The sequence below is a fragment of the Corynebacterium sphenisci DSM 44792 genome, assembly GCF_001941505.1.
Classification (GTDB): domain Bacteria; phylum Actinomycetota; class Actinomycetes; order Mycobacteriales; family Mycobacteriaceae; genus Corynebacterium; species Corynebacterium sphenisci.
The window spans coordinates 2,109,161-2,126,459 of record NZ_CP009248.1; the positions used below are offsets into that span (position 1 = coordinate 2,109,161).

The following is a 17,299-nucleotide window of genomic DNA, read 5'->3' on the forward strand; positions in this document are numbered from 1 at the left end:
AATCCCACCGCCGCCCCCGCCGGGGCAAGCCCGGCGCGGGTGCGCGGATCCGGCTCAGACCACGTCGGCGTCGCCGACCGGGGCGCCCTGCCCGGTGACCTCCGGGGTCGCCGAATGCGCCCCGCAGCCGTGCCCGCGGTGCACCACCGTGCCGTCGAAGGCCCATTCGTTGGCGCACACCCCGAACTCCCCGCCGAGCTCCCCGGCCAGGGGGATGAGGAAGGCGCAGCTGGCGCAGGAGCGGATCGCCTCGGCGGCGAACGCGGAGCCGGGCCCGGTGTCCGATTCGGTCCAGCGCCGCGCCGCGGCGGCCAGGCCCGCCTCGGTGAGCCGGCGCTGCGCGGCCTCCCCGGGGGTGAGCCGCGGATCATCGGCGGCCGGGGGCAGCAGATCCCGCGGGCCGAGGTCCCCGGGCTCCAGGCGCTCCTCGTAGGGCACCCACTCCGGGGCGCGCAGCGCGGCCTCCCCGGGCACCAGGGCCACCTCGGAGACGGTGGCCCGATCCGCCCCGGGGGCGGCGGCGAGCACCACATGCCATTCCCAGCCCCGGTAGCCGGGCAGCCGGGCGGCGAAGCGGTGCACCGCGGCGCCGGGCCCCTCGGGCAGGGCCACCCCCAAGTGCCGGCCGGCCGGGCCCTCGCCGAGATCGTCGACGGCCCGCCGGGCCAGGCGCACCGCCTCCGGGCGGGTCACCGCCGACCCGCCGGCGGCGCCGCGCGCGCCGCCGGCGTCCCGGCCGGATCCGCCCCGGCGCCGCCGGCGGCGCCGGGAACCGCCTTCGGAAGCTGGGGTGCCCGTCATGGGCCCCATCCTAGGATGAGCCCCATGACCCGCCCCCGCCGCCTCCCCGGCCGCCGCCCGCCCCGCCGCGCGCCGCTCGCCCTCGCCCTGGCCGCCGCCGCGCTGGCCGGCTGCGCCGGCGGCGGCCCCGGCCCGGATCCCGCGCCCCCGGCCGCGGGGCGCCCGGCGGAGCCGGCCGCCCCGGCGCGCCTGGCGGTGGAGGTGATCGCCGCGCACCCCTTCGACGAGTCCTCCTTCACCCAGGGCCTGGAGCTCACCGGGGACGGGGAGCTGCTGGTGGGCACCGGGCTGGTCGGCCGGTCCCGGATCTACCGGGTCGCCGATCCGCTGGGGGAGCCCCGCGAAATCGCCTCCCGGGACCTGGATCCGGGGCTGTTCGGCGAGGGGATCACCCGCTCCGGGGAGCGGATCTGGCAATTGACCTGGCGCGACGGGGTGGCCATCGAACGTGATGCGGCGACCCTGGCGGAGCTGGGCCGGCATCGGCTGGACCGGGAGGGCTGGGGGATCTGCGATCTGGGCGATGGCCGGCTGGCGCTCTCCGACGGCACCGACCGGCTCGCCTTCCGCGACGCCGCGGACTTCCGCCCGCTCGGCGGGGTGCCGGTGCGCGCCGCCGGGGCCCCGGTGGATCAGCTCAACGAGCTGGAGTGCGTGACCGGCCCCGACGGGCCCCGGGTGTGGGCGAACCGGTGGCGCACCGGCGAGCTGGTCGCCGTGGATCCGCGCGATGGCCGGGTCACCGCGGTGGCGGACGCCTCCGCGCTGCGGTCGATGCTGCCGGCGGATGCGGTCGAGCCCGATGTGCTCAACGGCATCGCGAAGGTGCCCGGCACCGACCGGTGGCTGCTCGCCGGGAAGCGCTGGCCGGTGCTCTTCGAGGTCCGGTTCACCCCGGCGGACTAGGATCGGCGCGAACGCACCGGATGGAAGGGAGCCTGCGGATGAGGCGGGGCAGGACGCGCAAATCACTGGGCATCGTCGCGGCGATCCTGGTCACCGGCCTGGTGATCGTCGGCGGGGTGGTCGCCTGGACCACGCTGCGCGAGCGCCCGCTGGCCGACCCGGGGGCGCTGACCCTGACCGTGGTGGTCGACGGGGCGGAGGCCGAGGTGGCCCCGTACCGGGTCTGCGATCTCTTCGACCCGGGCTCCTGCACGGTGCACGAGGACCGGGTGCACCATATGGCGCTCGGCGCGCAGGACACCGCGGAGGTGCGGGTGGACCCGGAGGTCGCCTCGGTGAAGTGGACCCTGCAGCGCTTCTACGCCGACGAGTCGGCCAACGCGACCGCCCTGCACGAGCCGGGCACCGCCACGGCGGAGACCGTCGCCGGCTCCACGGCCGCCGCCGGGCAGCGCAGCGCGCTGGGCGTGATCGAGGTCTCCACCGCGGTGGTGGGCCTGGACGCCGCCGGGGAGGAGACCACCTACGGGATCACCTGGTCCATCGTCAACGACGCCGCGGACGCGGCGGACGCCGCGAAGGAGTAGCCCCCTCCTCCCCCGCCCGCGGGCGCGGGCCACGGGGCTAGCGGTCGAGTTCCCGGGCCACGGCGCGCAGCACCTCCGCCATCCGCCGGCCCTGCCGGCGCTCGGGGTGCCGGCCGGCGCGCAGATCCCGCTGCACGGTGGTCTCCAGCATGGTGATCATGTCGGAGATCATCCCGTTGAGCTCCGCCGGGTCATGCCGGCGGGCGGGCCGGGCCGCGCGCGGGGCCTCGTCGAGGATGGTCACCCGCAGCGCCTGCGGGCCGGGCCGGCCGTCGGCGAAGTCGTATTCGATGCGCTGGCCCTTGTGCAGCTCCTCGACGCCCTCGGGCAGCACGGCGTGCCCGACGTAGACGTCCTCGCCGTCGGGGTTGGACACGAAGCCGAAGCCGCGGGTCTTGTCGTACCACCTGATATTGCCGATGGGCACCGCCCTCACACCTTTCCCGGTCCGCCGTCGATCGCCGCCGTGGCGGTCGGCGGGGCCGCTCGCGGATCTGAACCACCCACCATATCCGAACACCGCGAAGGCCGTTCTCGGTAACGACCCGATAACGTGATATACGTCACGTTTCACATCCGTCCCATCCGCCACTTCCCCACCATTGCCCATGGTGGCGGCATGTTTTCATGTGCGGATCCGCCGCCCGCGCACCGGGTGCGCACCCCCGCCAACCGGCGGCTTCCGCCAATGGCGTGACTATTCCGTGACCAACCGCTACGTTTGGCGACGACGCGCGGGAGACCCGACCGCCCTTCGCCCAACCCCGTCCGGGGCGGCGCCGGGACCCGAGCAACGCGAACACAACTCCACAGGACATCCTGACCGCGGACGGGGTCGGGGAAACCACCCGAGGCCGATCGGCGCCCCCGCCGGCCGGCCGCCCCACCGGGGCTAGGGGTGAAGCCGGGCCGCATGGCGGCCCGCCGGGCATCCCCACCGCCCGAACCCGACAGCTAACCCCGACGGCGACCCACCGAACAACGAGAGGGAATCCACTCATGGCCCGCCACTCCAAGAAGGCCCGCACCATCTCCACCACCGCCAAGGTCGCCGCCACCGGCGTCGCCCTCGGCGCCGGCGCCGCGCTGCTGGCCCCCGCCGCCAACGCCGCCCCCTACTCCGACTGGGAGCGCCTGGCCCAGTGCGAGTCCGGCGGCAACTGGTCCATCAACACCGGCAACGGCTACTACGGCGGCCTGCAGTTCTCCGCCTCCACCTGGAACGGCTACGGCGGCGGCGAGTTCGCCCCCTACGCCAGCCAGGCCACCAAGGATCAGCAGATCTGGGTCGCCGAGAAGGTCCTCGCCGCCCAGGGCTGGGGCGCCTGGCCCGCCTGCTCCGCCAAGCTCGGCCTGCACTCCTCGGCCAACACCAGCCGGCCGAAGCCGGTGAACGGCACCACCAGCCACGGCACCGCCGCCCCGAAGCCGAAGCACCAGGCCGCCCCGGCCCCGAAGGCCGAGGCCAACCCGGTCGAGGCGATCGCCGCCATCGCCGGCGACCCCTCCGGTGTCGCCGGTGACCCGGCCGCCGCCATCGCCCGCCTCGGCGAGGCCTCCGACATCGCCTCCCTGGACGCCATCTTCGAGGAGATCACCGGCGCCTACGACGCCAAGGACCTCCCGGTCCCGGCCCAGGTCGCCGGCTACTACGACATGGTCCGCGAGCTGCTGCCCTTCTAGGACGGCACCGGACCCGACCGACGCGGAACCCGGCCACCCCCTGGGGGTGGCCGGGTTCCTCCGCGTCCGGGCGCGGGGCGCCCGCCGCCGCCGCGGCCGGGATCCGGGTCCGGGATCGCCGAATCGGCCGACGCGCACGGCGGTGGTAGCGGTTCGTGCGCGCCGGCCGACGCCGCATCCGCGCGGGGCGGATGAGGTCTCTGGCGGGATGGGCCGACGCCGCCGGGGCGGGGCATGCCCCGCCCGGGGGGAATCAGCGGTTGATCACCGTGTTCGGGTGCACGTAGCCCAGGGTCTCCGGATCCACCGGGAAGGTGGTGCTGCCGAAGGGCGAATCCGCGCCGGCGTGGTGGGCGATGAGCTCGGTCACGGCGTGCTGGCCCGGCTCGAGGTCCTGCGGCCAGCCCGGATCGACGTACTGCTTCTTGTGCTTCTTCGCGACGTTAGCCATACCCCCAATCATGGCAGAAGCAACGGCCAGAGTCACCTCAGTCGCGCTTAAGGTTCCGTTCAGGACGCCGTTCGGGTGCCCCCGTCGCAGTATCCTGGGAGCCGCCATGGACCACGCCACCGAGACGCCCGCCCTGCGCGACTGGCTCGCCGCCCGCGACCGGGCCTTCCTCGCCGAGCTGCTGCGGCTGCGCCCGGACGCGGCCACCCCGCCGCCGCGCTCCTCCGAGGTGCTCGCCGCCCGCCTGCAGCTGCGCGCCTCCGCCCGCCGGGTGCTGCCCGGCCTGGACGCCACCGCCCTGGCGGTGCTGGAGGCCGCCGTGGACCTCGGCGCGGATCTGGAGCCGGTGCCGGCCGCGACGGTGCTGGACTCGGTGCGCGCCCGGCTCGCCGCCGCGGGCGCGCCCGCCCGGGAACGGCCCACCCTGGCCCAGCTGCGCACCGCCCTCGACGCGCTGCGGCAGCGCGCCCTGGTGATCGGCGACGGCCCGGGCCGCGGCGGCCGCTTCGCCGGCCGGGCGGGGCTCGCCGGGCGCGCGCTGCGCGTCGCCGACGGGGCCTGGGCGGCGCTGCCGCCGGGCTGGGCGCTGCTGCCGGACCCGGACCGGCCCACCCCGGAGCGGCTCCGCGCGGCCCTGGCCGAAATCGACGATCACCAGCGCCGGCTGCTGGACACCCTCGTCGAGGCCGGGGGCCTGGGCACCACCCGGGAGGCCGACCCGGCCGCGGACCCGGCGCTGCCGGTGCCCCGGCTCATCGCCGCCGGGCTGCTGGAGCGGGTCGACCACGCCACGGTGCGGCTGCCCGCGGCGGTGCGCGCCCTGCTGCGCGGGATCCCGCTGCCGGAGGGCCGGGTGCCGCTGCGCCCGGATCCGCCGGCGACCCTGCCGGCCGGCGACGCCGACGCCCGGGGCGCGGCGGCCGCCCTGGAGCTCATCCGGGGGGTGCGGGATCTGCTGGAGCTGCTCGGCGGGGCCCCGGCGGCGGTGCGCCGGGACGGCACCGTGGGCATGCGCGAGCACCGGCGGCTGGCCGAGGCCCTCGGCCCGGAGCTGCCCCGCCTGGTGGCCGTGGCCGCCGCCGCGGGGCTGCTCGGCGTCGGCGCCCCCCATCCGCTGCCCGCCGAGGACACCGGCGGCGACTACCTCGCCCCCGCCCCGGCGGCCGACGCCTTCCTCGCCGCGGAGCCCGCGGCGCGCTGGGCGATGCTCATCGACGGCCTGCGCGGCGCCGACGTGGACCCGGCCGCGGACCGGCCGCTGCTCTCCCCGGAGGCCCGGCGCGCGGACCTGCCGGCGCTGCGCACCGCGATCGGGGATCTGCTGCTCGACGCGGACGCCGCGGTGGCCGACCCGGCGGGGGCGCTGCTGCACCGCCGTCCCCTGGTGGCGGTGCGCACCCCGCCGGCGGCGCTGGAGTCCGCCCTGGCGGATCTCGCCGCGCTCGGGCTCATCGCCCGCGAGGGCCCCGCCGCGGCGGCCACCGCCGCCTGGCGGGCCGCCCGCGCCGCCACCGGCGCGGAGCTCGCCGCCCGGCTCGCCCCGCTGCTGCCCGCCCCCACCGGCGACCTCATCGCCCAGGAGGATCTCACCATCCTGGTGCCCGGCCCGGCGGAGCCGGCCCTGGCCGCCGCGCTGGCCCGGTTCACCGACGTGGAGAGCACCGGGGTGGCCAGCGTGCACCGGATGAGCGAGGAGTCGGTGCGCCGCGGCCTGGACTCCGGGATGACCGCCGCGGAACTGCACGCCCTGCTCGCCGAACGGGCCCTGGGCGAGGTGCCGCAGGCGATGGGCTTCCTCATCGACGACGTCGCCCGCCGGCACGGGCTCCTGCGCGGCGGGCCCGCGGCGAGCTACCTGCGCTGCGCGGACGCCGCGGAACTGGCCGGGATCATGGCCTCCCCCGCGGCGGCCGGGCTCGGCCTGCGCCGGCTGGCGGACACGGTGCTCATCGCCCAGGCCCCGCTGGCGGAGGTGCTCGCCGCGCTGCGCGCCGCCGGCCGGCCGGCGGTCGCCGAGGACGCCGACGGCGCCGTGCTGGACCTGGCGGAGGAGCCCCGGCGGGTCGCCGAGGCGCTGCCGCGCGCCCCCGCCCCGCAGCCGGCCGATGCCGAGGTCATCGCCCGCGCCGTGGACGACCTGGTCCGCGGCGACGCCGCCGCGGCCGCCGGCGACGGCGCCGGCGGCACCCGGATCGGGATGGACGATGACCCGGCCACCGGGGCCGCCGCCCAGGATCTGCTGGCCCGCGCCGCCCGCGCCGGGATCGAGGTCACCATCGGCTACGTGGACCGCAACGGCCGGGCGCTGCGCCGCCGGGTGCGCCCGGTCACCGTCGGCGGCGGCCACGTCGACGCCCTGGATCCGGCCGAGGGGCGGGTGCTGCGCTTCCTCATGCACCGGGTCACCGAGGTCGTGCAGGAGGCCCCGCCGGTGCCATAATGGGTGTTCGGCCCATTTCACGACACCGCGGGGCGACCGGCGGGGAAGGCGGGGTTTGACGTGGCTCTCGGCGACGGCGCGCTCATCGTGCAGTCCGACAAGACGGTGCTGCTGGAGACCGCGCACCCGGACGCCGAGGCCGCCCGCGCGGCGCTGGCGCCCTTCGCGGAGCTGGAGCGCGCCCCGGAGCACGTGCACACCTACCGGGTGACCCCCCTGGCGCTGTGGAACGCCCGCGCCGCCGGGCACGACGCCGAGCAGGTCGTCGACGCCCTGGAGCGGCACTCCCGCTTCCCGGTGCCGCAGGCGCTGCTCATCGACATCGCCGAGACCATGGACCGCTACGGCCGGCTCACCCTGGCCCGGCATCCCGCGCACGGGCTCATCCTCAGCGCCGCGGACCCGGCGGTGCTCGCCGAAATCGCCCGGCACAAGCGGATCCGGCCGATGCTCGGCGAGCGGATCGACGCCGACACCTTCGCGGTGCACCCCTCCGAACGCGGCCGGATCAAGCAGGAGCTGCTCAAGGTGGGCTGGCCGGCGGCGGACACCGCCGGCTACGTCGACGGGGAGGCGCACCCGATCTCCTGGGCGGAGCCGGCGGACTGGTCCCTGCGCGACTACCAGCGCCAGGCCGCGGACGCCTTCCGCGACGGCGGCTCCGGGGTGGTGGTGCTGCCCTGCGGCTCCGGCAAGACCCTGGTCGGCGCCGCGGCCATGGTCGACGCCGGGCGCACCACCCTGATCCTGGTCACCAACACCGTCGCCGGCCGGCAGTGGCGCGATGAGCTCATCGCCCGCACCAGCCTCACCGCCGAGGAGATCGGCGAGTACTCCGGGGAGCGCAAGGAGATCCGCCCGGTGACCATCGCCACCTACCAGGTGGTCACCCGGAAGACGAAGGGCGAGTACCGGGCCCTGGAGCTGTTCGACTCCCGGGACTGGGGGCTCATCATCTACGACGAGGTGCACCTGCTGCCCGCCCCGGTGTTCCGGATGAGCGCCGACCTGCAGTCCCGGCGCCGGCTGGGGCTCACCGCCACCCTGGTGCGCGAGGATGGCCGGGAGGGCGACGTGTTCAGCCTGATCGGGCCGAAGCGCTTTGACGCGCCGTGGAAGGACATCGAGGCCCAGGGCTGGATCGCCCCGGCGGAGTGCATCGAGGTGCGGGTCACCCTCACCGAGGGCGAGCGGATGGCCTACGCCACCGCCGAACCCGCCGACCGCTACCGGCTGGCCGCCTGCGCCGCCTCGAAGACCCCGGTGATCCGGGATCTGGTGGCCCGGCACCGCGGCGCGCCCACCCTGGTCATCGGCGGCTACCTGGACCAGCTGGAGGAGCTCGGCGGGGTGCTCGGCGCCCCGGTCATCGACGGCTCCACCCCGAACCGGCGCCGCGAGGAGCTCTTCGCCGCCTTCCGCGCCGGGGAGGTGCGCACCCTGGTGGTGTCCAAGGTGGCGAACTTCTCCATCGACCTGCCCGAGGCGGCGGTGGCGGTGCAGGTCTCCGGCACCTTCGGCTCCCGGCAGGAGGAGGCCCAGCGGCTGGGCCGGCTGCTGCGGCCCAAGGCCGACGGCGGCGGGGCGGTGTTCTACTCGGTGGTCGCCCGGGACACCCTGGACGCCGAGTACGCCGCGCACCGGCAGCGCTTCCTCGCCGAGCAGGGCTACGCCTACCGGATCGCCGACGCCGCGGAGCTGCTCGGCGACTGACCCGCCCGCGCGGGCCTATCATCGGGCGCATGAGCCAGTTCCGGATCCCGGTCGATGACGCCCATGTGCGCGCGCACAACGAGTACTTCCGGGACAGCCGCCGGCTGCGGCTGTCCGCCGCCATCATGGCGGTGCTGCTGTGGGCCGCCGGCGCGGTGCTGCTGTGGCGGCTCGGGCACACCGGCTGGCCGCTGTTCCTGGGCATCGCCGCGTTCGTCTTCGGCGTCATGTGCGCCCTGGTGGCGCTGACCCTGCCGCGCACCATCGGCACGCCCCGGCAGCTCTACGACGACCATCCGCTGGCCCCGGCGGTGATCGCCGAGATCGGCCCCCGGGACATGACCCTGCTGGCCCTGGTGGACACCGCCGCGGAGGAGGGCACCGATCCGCGCCCGGCGCTGGCGGTGCGCACCGTCACCGGCCTGCCCGGGGTGGCCCGCGCCGTGGGCGCCCGGGTGCCGGCGGTGGCCGTCGGCGGCCGGCACTCCGCCGCGGCGATCCACTATGACGAGGTCACCCCGGTGCCGGTGTGCTGGGCCACCCCGGACGCGGCCGCGGTGGCCGCCGCGGAGGCGGAGATCCCGGAGCGGCGCTGGCGGGTGCTCGCCGAGGCGATCGACCGGGTCGGCGAGGTCCGGGCCACCAAACGGGGGCTGCTGCCCCTGGCCAGGGGCTGAGCCCCGGCCGCCGGGTCAGCGGCGCCAGCTCGCCTCATTGGCCGCGTCCACCGCGGCCTTGTCGTACTCCCCGGCCGGGTCCGCGGGCAGCTTCCGGCTGGTGCCGGTGGCGGCGAGCACATGGCGGGCCAGATCCGTGATCCGCGCCCGGTGCACCGCCGGCGGGGTGACCAGGTGGGTGCCCAGGAACTCCACGACCTCCGCGGCCCCGCCGGCGGCGGCCGCCGCGGCGGCGAGCTCCGCGCCGCCGTGGGCCATGTCGTCATGGGAGGCCAGCTGCACGTGCAGCCGGGGCAGCAGTGCGGGATCGGCGTGCACCGGGGAGGCCACCGCCGAGGCCGGGTCCACCGCCGCGCCGAAGATCCAGGCCATGGTCCCCGGCTCGTAGCCGGCCAGGTCCACCGCGGGCATGGTCAGCGCCAGGGAGGCCACCTCCGCCCCCGTCAGCGCCGCCAGGGTGCACACCTGCCCCGCGGAGCTGGTGCCCCACAGCACCGTGGTCGCGGGGGTCGCGCCGAGCTCCGCCGCGGCCCAGTCGACCGCCGCCCGCAGATCCGCCACCGCCGCCGGCAGCGGATGCTCCGGGGCGAGCCGGTAGTCCACGTCCACCACGATCGCCCCGGAGCGCTCCGCCAGGGCCGCGCAGTCCGGGGAGAACCCGGCCTCGCGGGCCGCGCCATCGCCCATCCACCAGGTGGCGCCGTGGGCGGCGATGACCACCGCCCCGGTGGGCTCGGTGGGGGTGAACACGGTGGCGCCGATCTCCGCCACCGGAGCCACCCCGGCCGGCGGGGCCGGCTCCGGGAAGGGGTCCGCACCGCCGTCACCGCGGGCCAGCGCCCCCGCCGGCCAGCCCGGCCGGGCGGGCACCGGGATGCGCACCTCCCGCCAGGTGGTGCCGGGCCGGGCGTAGGCGGTGAAGGGGGCGGTGTGGTTCACCCCGGCGCCGAGCACCAGCATCGCCGCATGCACCACCGCGTCGGGGCGGCGGGCGGCCATGGCGTTGGCCCGGTCCCGGGCGGCGCGGACCTCGGCCAGCCACCCCGGGTGGGCGCCGGACCCGGCCGGCCGCGGCGGCGGCACCGGCAGCGGGTCGGCGAAGCAGGCGACATGCTCCTCGAGGTAGTCGGTCAGCTGCCGCAGCCGCTGCTCATCGGTGGTCACCGGGGTGAACTGGTCCTCGCTCATGGCGGCCATTGTAGGGCCGGGGGAACCCGCCCCGTACCCTGTCCCCATGACCCGAACCGTCTCCCGCCTGCGCCCCCTGGGCGAGACCATCTTCGCCGTGGTCGGCGAGGCCGCCGCGGCCCACGGGGCGGTGAACCTGGGCCGGGGCACCCCGGCGGCCGGCGCCCCGGAGGCGGTCGCCGAGGAGGCCCGCGCCCAGATCGCCGCCGGCAACAACCAGTACCCGCCGGCCCGCGGCGAGGCCGGGCTGCGGGAGGCGATCTGCGCCGAACGCGCCCGGCGCACCGGCGCCGGCTACGACCCGGCCACCGAATGCCTGGTCACCGTCGGCGCCACGGAGGCGATCATGTCCGCGGTGCTGGGACTGGTGGAGCCGGGCGCCGAGGTGGTGCTCATCGAGCCCTACTACGACTCCTACCGGGCGGCCGCGGCGCTTGCCGGCGCCCGGGTGCGGGCGGTGCCGCTGCTGCACGATGAGGCCGCGGGCTGGCATCTGGACCGGGCGGCGCTGGCCGCGGCGGTGGGCGCCGACACCGGGCTCATCATCGTCAACTCCCCGCACAACCCCACCGGGGCGGTGCTGCCGGCGGGGGATCTCGCCGCGGTGGCGGAGGCGGCCCGGCGGGCGGGGTGCCCGGTGCTCTCCGACGAGGTCTACGAGCGGCTCATCTTCGACGGCTCGGCGCACCGCTCCATCGCGGAGCTGCCCGGGATGCGGGAGCGCACCCTCATCGCCTCCAGCGCGGCGAAGACCTTCAACGTCACCGGCTGGAAGATCGGCTGGCTGCTGGGCCCGGCGGATATGGTGCAGGCGGCGTTGGCGCCGAAGCAGTTCCTCACCTGCGTCGCCGGCGCCCCCTTCCAGGCCGCTGTGGCCCGCGGGCTCGCCGACTGCGACGGCTGGGTGCGCCGGAACACCGCCTGGTTGGCGGCGAACCGGGATCTGCTCCTGGAGCGGCTGGCGGGGCTCGGCATCGAGGCCCACGGCGCCGACGCGGGCTATTTCGTGCTCGCCGACTGCGCCCCGCTGGGCCTGGGCGATGCGATGGAGGTCTCCCGCCGGCTGCCCGCCGAGGCCGGGGTGGCGGTCATCCCGGTACCCGCCTTCGTCGAGGATCCGACTCACCCCCGGTGGCGGAACCTGATCCGGCTGAGCTTCGCCGCCGGCCCGGAGGCGATCGAGGCCGGCTGCGACCGGCTGGCGGCGCACCTGGGCCGCCCCTAGGCGCCGGAGCCCGGCGGCGCAGACGACGAAGGCCCCTTTCCCCGGTGGTGGGGGAAGGGGCCTTCATAGGCGTCACCCCCCGGTGGGGCGGGTGGGCACATGCCGAACGCCCCCGGGGTGCCGGGCCCCTTGTGGGGGCCGGGCGCCTCGGGGGCGTCGGGTCGTGATTGGTTTGTGGCCGGCGGTGTCCTACTCTCCCACACCCTCCCGGGTGCAGTACCATCGGCGCTGGCGGGCTTAGCTTCCGGGTTCGGAATGGGACCGGGCGTGGCCCCGCCGCTTTCGCCACCGACACGTGTTACGGGAAACCCACCAAAAAAGCACTGCATGCCTATGGTGGGCGGTGTTGTCCCAGATACTGGATGGTGGACGCGAGCAAAAGCTCTATTCTTCGTGTTGTCGTGCGCACACCTCGACCCGTTGCTCCCACCGCTCGGGGTGGGGGGTTGTGGTGTGGTCGGTCTATTAGTACCGGTCACCTCCACACCTTGCGGTGCTTCCAGATCCGGCCTATCAACCCAGTAGTCTGCTGGGGACCTCAAAAGAAACCTGATCTTGGAACAGGCTTCCCGCTTAGATGCTTTCAGCGGTTATCCCTTCCGTACGTAGCCAACCAGCCATGCCCCTGGCGGGACAACTGGCACACCAGAGGTACGTCCGTCCCGGTCCTCTCGTACTAGGGACAGCCTTCCTCAAGTTTCCACGCGCGCGGCGGATAGAGACCGAACTGTCTCACGACGTTCTAAACCCAGCTCGCGTGCCGCTTTAATGGGCGAACAGCCCAACCCTTGGGACCTACTCCAGCCCCAGGATGCGACGAGCCGACATCGAGGTGCCAAACCATCCCGTCGATATGGACTCTTGGGGAAGATCAGCCTGTTATCCCCGGGGTACCTTTTATCCGTTGAGCGACACCGCTTCCACAAGCCAGTGCCGGATCACTAGTCCCTACTTTCGTACCTGCTCGACCTGTCAGTCTCACAGTCAAGCTCCCTTGTGCACTTACACTCAACACCTGATTGCCAACCAGGCTGAGGGAACCTTTGGGCGCCTCCGTTACTCTTTAGGAGGCAACCGCCCCAGTTAAACTACCCACCAGGCACTGTCCCCGACCCGGATAACGGGCCAAGGTTAGACATCCAATCCGATCAGAGTGGTATTTCAACAACGACTCCACGACCACTGGCGTGGCCGCCTCACAGTCTCCCACCTATCCTACACAAACCGAACCGAACACCAATGCCAAGCTATAGTGAAGGTCCCGGGGTCTTTTCGTCCTGCCGCGCGTAACGAGCATCTTTACTCGTACTGCAATTTCGCCGGGCCTGTGGTTGAGACAGCAGGGAAGTCGTTACGCCATTCGTGCAGGTCGGAACTTACCCGACAAGGAATTTCGCTACCTTAGGATGGTTATAGTTACCACCGCCGTTTACTGGGGCTTAAATTCTCCGCTTCGACCACTTACGTGATCTAACAGGTCCTCTTAACCTTCCAGCACCGGGCAGGCGTCAGTCCGTATACCTCGACTTACCCGTCTTCGCACGGACCTGTGTTTTTAGTAAACAGTCGCTTCCCTCTATTCTCTGCGGCCGAAGCCGGCTCGCCACGCTAGGCGGGTCACCGGCCGCGGCCCCCCTTCTCCCGAAGTTACGGGGGCATTTTGCCGAGTTCCTTAACCACAGTTATCCCGATCGCCTCGGTATTCTCTACCTGACCACCTGTGTCGGTTTGGGGTACGGGCCATGACATCACATCGCTAGAGGCTTTTCTCGGCAGCATCGGATCACCGACGTCCCCACTACGGGTACGCGTCACGTCTCACCCTTCAAGCGCGGGCCGGATTTACCTGGCCCGCGGGCTACACGCTTGCACCACCACTTCCATCCGGTGGCACGGCTACCGTCCTGCGTCACCCCATCGCTTGGCTACTACCAGCTCAGGTCCCCTGCATCCACGCGCCCGCGGATGCCGGCCCCGAAGGGCCGGCGGCGGATGCGCTTCAGGAGGGTTAGTATCACTGATTCACCAGGGGCGCGATATCACGGGTACGGGAATATCAACCCGTTGTCCATCGACTACGCCTGTCGGCCTCGCCTTAGGTCCCGACTCACCCTGGGAAGATTAGCTTGACCCAGGAACCCTTGGTCATTCGGCGGAGGAGGTTTCCACTCCTCATTCGCTACTCATGCCTGCATTCTCACTCGTGCACGCTCCACCACGGGTCACCCCTGCGGCTTCACAGCACGTACACGACGCTCCCCTACCCAGCACGCCACGAGGGCGCACTGCCGCGGCTTCGGCGGTATGCTTGAGCCCCACTACATTGTCGGCGCGGGACCACTCGACCAGTGAGCTATTACGCACTCTTTCAAGGGTGGCTGCTTCTAAGCCAACCTCCTGGTTGTCTTCGCGATCCCACATCCTTTTCCACTTAGCATACCCTTAGGGGCCTTAGCCGGCGATCTGGGCTGTTTCCCTCTCGACTACGAAGCTTATCCCCCGCAGTCTCACTGCCGTGCTCTGACCTCACCGGCATTCGGAGTTTGGCTGATGTCGCTAAGATGATAGTCCCGCTAAACCAACCAGTAGCTCTACCTCCAGGAGGAAACGCACGACGCTGCACCTAAATGCATTTCGGGGAGAACCAGCTATCACGGAGTTTGATTGGCCTTTCACCCCTACCCACAGCTCATCCCCTCAGTTTTCAACCTAAGTGGGTTCGCGCCTCCACGACGTCTTACCATCGCTTCACACTGGCCATGGGTAGATCACCCCGCTTCGGGTCCAGGACATGCCACTAAAACACCCTCGTTAGGATTCGCTTTCGCTACGGCTACCCCACCAAAAGGGTTAACCTCGCGACATGCCGCTGACTCGCAGGCTCATTCTTCAAAAGGCACGCCATCACCCCACACGGAGGCTCTGACGGATTGTAGGCACACGGTTTCAGGTACTATTTCACTCCCCTCCCGGGGTACTTTTCACCATTCCCTCACGGTACTATCCGCTATCGGTCACGGAAGGTATTCAGGCTTACCGGGTGGTCCCGGCGGATTCACAGCGGATTCCACGAGCCCGCTGCTACTCGGGGATCACGCCACACAGGATATGAACATGCTTTCACGTACCGGGCTCTCACCGTCTACGGCAGGCGATTCCACGCACTTTCCGCTAACACATCCACACCCCGGGCAGGACAGTCAGCTCCCACCACGGGCGGCCCCACAACACCACACGCGCAACCCCTGACCGGTATCACACGCGCGCGGTTTAGCCATCATCCGCGTTCGTTCGCCACTACTAACGGAATCACAATTGTTTTCTCTTCCTGCGGGTACTGAGATGTTTCACTTCCCCGCGTCACCACCACGCACCCTATGAATTCAGATGCGGGCGACCGCCCATAACGACGGCCAGGTTTCCCCATTCGGACACCCTCGGATCAACGCTCAGTTGGCAGCTCCCCGAGGCTTAACGCAGCCTCTCACGTCCTTCATCGGCCTTCCATGCCAAGGCATCCACCGTGCGCCCTTGAACACACACACAACACAAAAATCAAGGAACACACACAACAAAAAATAAAGATGCTCGCGTCCACTATCCAGTTCTCACACAACACCACCCGACGCCGGCAACCGGAGACCACAAGCCTCCGCCGCCACCCGACGGGCGCAACACAACAAGGGACGTGTCGTCCCAGACACCCGACAGCATGCCGACGCACCACCTGCGCACCCCACCGGCGACCCCGACAACAGGGCCACCCACCACCACAGGGCGACCCGGACCACACGGCCCGGGCAAGCACGGCGCACCACGATCTCCCCGGCAGACGGCGTCCACCCGAAAACAAAAAACGCGCACCACCAGCCGGCCCACAGGACCACACCAATGACGCGACTACAAAAAATACTCCTTAGAAAGGAGGTGATCCAGCCGCACCTTCCGGTACGGCTACCTTGTTACGACTTCGTCCCAATCGCCGATCCCACCTTCGACAGCTCCCCCCACAAGGGTTGGGCCACTGGCTTCGGGTGTTACCGACTTTCATGACGTGACGGGCGGTGTGTACAAGGCCCGGGAACGTATTCACCGCAGCGTTGCTGATCTGCGATTACTAGCGACTCCGACTTCACGGGGTCGAGTTGCAGACCCCGATCCGAACTGAGACCGGCTTTCAAGGGATTAGCTGAACCTCACGGCATCGCAACCCACTGTACCGACCATTGTAGCATGTGTGAAGCCCTGGACATAAGGGGCATGATGATTTGACGTCATCCCCACCTTCCTCCGAGTTGACCCCGGCAGTCTCTCACGAGTCCCCACCATAACGTGCTGGCAACATGAGACAAGGGTTGCGCTCGTTGCGGGACTTAACCCAACATCTCACGACACGAGCTGACGACAACCATGCACCACCTGTATACGAGCCACAAGGGAAACCGTGTCTCCACGGCGATCCCGTATATGTCAAGCCCAGGTAAGGTTCTTCGCGTTGCATCGAATTAATCCACATGCTCCGCCGCTTGTGCGGGCCCCCGTCAATTCCTTTGAGTTTTAGCCTTGCGGCCGTACTCCCCAGGCGGGGCGCTTAATGCGTTAGCTACGGCACGGACCCCGTGGAAGGGACCCACACCTAGCGCCCACCGTTTACGGCATGGACTACCAGGGTATCTAATCCTGTTCGCTACCCATGCTTTCGCTCCTCAGCGTCAGTTACTGCCCAGAGACCTGCCTTCGCCATCGGTGTTCCTCCTGATATCTGCGCATTTCACCGCTACACCAGGAATTCCAGTCTCCCCTACAGTACTCAAGTTATGCCCGTATCGCCTGCACGCCCGGAGTTAAGCCCCGGAATTTCACAGACGACGCGACAAACCACCTACGAGCTCTTTACGCCCAGTAATTCCGGACAACGCTCGCACCCTACGTATTACCGCGGCTGCTGGCACGTAGTTAGCCGGTGCTTCTTCTCCATCTACCGTCAGAAAACCTTCGTCGATGGTGAAAGGAGTTTACAACCCGAAGGCCGTCATCCCCCACGCGGCGTCGCTGCATCAGGCTTCCGCCCATTGTGCAATATTCCCCACTGCTGCCTCCCGTAGGAGTCTGGGCCGTGTCTCAGTCCCAATGTGGCCGTCCACCCTCTCAGGCCGGCTACCCGTCGACGCCTTGGTAGGCCATTACCCCACCAACAAGCTGATAGGCCGCGGGCCCATCCTGCACCGAAAAACTTTCCACCACCGCCTTAGACGGTGGTCCTATCCGGTATTAGACCCAGTTTCCCAGGCTTATCCCGAAGTGCAGGGTAGGTCACCCACGTGTTACTCACCCGTTCGCCACTCGTGTACCCCCGCAAGCGGGAGCCTTACCGTTCGACTTGCATGTGTTAAGCACGCCGCCAGCGTTCGTCCTGAGCCAGGATCAAACTCTCCACAAAAGCTTTTAAGTGAAAAGCCCGAAAACTGGCAAAAAGAACAAACAACAAACCAGGACCCAAACAGACCCCAGTCTGGCGTATTGTCCAAAAAACGCGCGCACCCGAAGCCCTTGACGGGGAACAAACCGGGCACACGCTCATCAGTGATTGTTTCAAGAGCCCCTGAAAAAGACTCCCGGCACCATCAC

General features: G+C 71.1%; 11 protein-coding genes and 3 rRNA genes. 7 read left to right on the top strand and 7 right to left on the bottom strand.

Features of this window, described 5'->3' with window-relative positions:
* Positions 1–54: 54 nt before the first annotated feature.
* Complete coding sequence (locus CSPHI_RS09585; protein ID WP_084210359.1) at positions 55–801, bottom strand: DUF3027 domain-containing protein; 747 nt, start codon at positions 799–801, stop codon at positions 55–57.
* A gap of 24 nt (positions 802–825) precedes the next feature.
* Here CSPHI_RS09585 and CSPHI_RS09590 point away from each other — a divergent pair, with 24 nt between their 5' ends.
* Both CSPHI_RS09590 and CSPHI_RS09595 read left to right on the top strand, forming a co-directional pair.
* Entirely contained in the window at positions 826–1,707 is an 882-nt protein-coding gene (locus tag CSPHI_RS09590) for a glutaminyl-peptide cyclotransferase (protein WP_075692829.1), read from the top strand.
* 38 nt (positions 1,708–1,745) lie between these two features.
* Positions 1,746–2,294: a DUF2771 family protein gene (locus tag CSPHI_RS09595; RefSeq protein ID WP_075692831.1), complete on the top strand. Its 549-nt coding sequence runs from the start codon at positions 1,746–1,748 to the stop codon at positions 2,292–2,294.
* A gap of 37 nt (positions 2,295–2,331) precedes the next feature.
* Here the strand turns inward: CSPHI_RS09595 and CSPHI_RS09600 are convergent, their stop codons facing one another.
* Positions 2,332–2,721, bottom strand: a complete 390-nt coding sequence (locus CSPHI_RS09600) for a cold-shock protein (protein WP_075692833.1) — start codon at positions 2,719–2,721, stop codon at positions 2,332–2,334.
* A 572-nt stretch (positions 2,722–3,293) separates the two neighbouring features.
* On the opposite strand from CSPHI_RS09600, the gene CSPHI_RS09605 reads away from it, so the two are divergent.
* Complete coding sequence (locus CSPHI_RS09605) at positions 3,294–3,977, top strand: transglycosylase family protein (RefSeq protein ID WP_075692834.1); 684 nt, start codon at positions 3,294–3,296, stop codon at positions 3,975–3,977.
* 253 nt (positions 3,978–4,230) lie between these two features.
* Here the strand turns inward: CSPHI_RS09605 and CSPHI_RS09610 are convergent, their stop codons facing one another.
* Positions 4,231–4,428, bottom strand: coding sequence for a hypothetical protein (locus tag CSPHI_RS09610; protein WP_075692836.1), 198 nt, complete (start codon positions 4,426–4,428; stop codon positions 4,231–4,233).
* Between the two features lie 106 nt (positions 4,429–4,534).
* Here CSPHI_RS09610 and CSPHI_RS09615 point away from each other — a divergent pair, with 106 nt between their 5' ends.
* From CSPHI_RS09615 to CSPHI_RS09625, 3 genes are read left to right on the top strand one after another with little or no spacing between them, the layout of a single operon-like run.
* Positions 4,535–6,868: a helicase-associated domain-containing protein gene (locus CSPHI_RS09615; protein ID WP_075692838.1), complete on the top strand. Its 2,334-nt coding sequence runs from the start codon at positions 4,535–4,537 to the stop codon at positions 6,866–6,868.
* Positions 6,869–6,928: 60 nt separating this feature from the next.
* Positions 6,929–8,581 carry a DNA repair helicase XPB gene (locus tag CSPHI_RS09620; protein ID WP_075692840.1) on the top strand — a complete coding sequence of 551 codons (1,653 nt, stop codon included), beginning with the start codon at positions 6,929–6,931 and terminating at the stop codon, positions 8,579–8,581.
* 29 nt (positions 8,582–8,610) lie between these two features.
* Positions 8,611–9,258, top strand: coding sequence for a DUF3239 domain-containing protein (locus CSPHI_RS09625; protein ID WP_075692842.1), 648 nt, complete (start codon positions 8,611–8,613; stop codon positions 9,256–9,258).
* A gap of 15 nt (positions 9,259–9,273) precedes the next feature.
* Here CSPHI_RS09625 and CSPHI_RS12705 read toward each other — a convergent pair whose 3' ends face one another.
* Positions 9,274–10,446, bottom strand: coding sequence for an alpha/beta hydrolase (locus tag CSPHI_RS12705; RefSeq protein WP_075692843.1), 1,173 nt, complete (start codon positions 10,444–10,446; stop codon positions 9,274–9,276).
* Positions 10,447–10,492: 46 nt separating this feature from the next.
* On the opposite strand from CSPHI_RS12705, the gene CSPHI_RS09635 reads away from it, so the two are divergent.
* On the top strand, positions 10,493–11,671 hold the full coding sequence (locus tag CSPHI_RS09635; protein WP_075692845.1) for an aminotransferase class I/II-fold pyridoxal phosphate-dependent enzyme: 1,179 nt from the start codon (positions 10,493–10,495) through the stop codon (positions 11,669–11,671).
* A gap of 176 nt (positions 11,672–11,847) precedes the next feature.
* Here the strand turns inward: CSPHI_RS09635 and rrf are convergent.
* The 3 genes from rrf to CSPHI_RS09650 form a co-directional block, all read right to left on the bottom strand.
* A 5S ribosomal RNA gene (rrf, locus tag CSPHI_RS09640) occupies positions 11,848–11,964 on the bottom strand.
* A 152-nt stretch (positions 11,965–12,116) separates the two neighbouring features.
* Positions 12,117–15,215, bottom strand: a 23S ribosomal RNA gene (locus tag CSPHI_RS09645).
* A 376-nt stretch (positions 15,216–15,591) separates the two neighbouring features.
* Positions 15,592–17,111, bottom strand: a 16S ribosomal RNA gene (locus CSPHI_RS09650).
* Together the 16S, 23S and 5S rRNA genes form the textbook arrangement of a ribosomal RNA operon.
* Positions 17,112–17,299 lie beyond the last annotated feature (188 nt).

What these genes read in the sequence shown, in the direction of transcription:
- CSPHI_RS09585 (WP_084210359.1), bottom strand. Translation starts at nt 801, where the DNA reads ATGACGGGCACCCCAGCTTCCGAAGGCGGTTCCCGGCGCCGCCGGCGG.
- CSPHI_RS09590 (WP_075692829.1), top strand. Translation starts at nt 826, where the DNA reads ATGACCCGCCCCCGCCGCCTCCCCGGCCGCCGCCCGCCCCGCCGCGCG.
- CSPHI_RS09595 (WP_075692831.1), top strand. Translation starts at nt 1,746, where the DNA reads ATGAGGCGGGGCAGGACGCGCAAATCACTGGGCATCGTCGCGGCGATC.
- CSPHI_RS09605 (WP_075692834.1), top strand. Translation starts at nt 3,294, where the DNA reads ATGGCCCGCCACTCCAAGAAGGCCCGCACCATCTCCACCACCGCCAAG.
- CSPHI_RS09610 (WP_075692836.1), bottom strand. Translation starts at nt 4,428, where the DNA reads ATGGCTAACGTCGCGAAGAAGCACAAGAAGCAGTACGTCGATCCGGGC.
- CSPHI_RS09615 (WP_075692838.1), top strand. Translation starts at nt 4,535, where the DNA reads ATGGACCACGCCACCGAGACGCCCGCCCTGCGCGACTGGCTCGCCGCC.
- CSPHI_RS09625 (WP_075692842.1), top strand. Translation starts at nt 8,611, where the DNA reads ATGAGCCAGTTCCGGATCCCGGTCGATGACGCCCATGTGCGCGCGCAC.
- CSPHI_RS12705 (WP_075692843.1), bottom strand. Translation starts at nt 10,446, where the DNA reads ATGAGCGAGGACCAGTTCACCCCGGTGACCACCGATGAGCAGCGGCTG.
- CSPHI_RS09635 (WP_075692845.1), top strand. Translation starts at nt 10,493, where the DNA reads ATGACCCGAACCGTCTCCCGCCTGCGCCCCCTGGGCGAGACCATCTTC.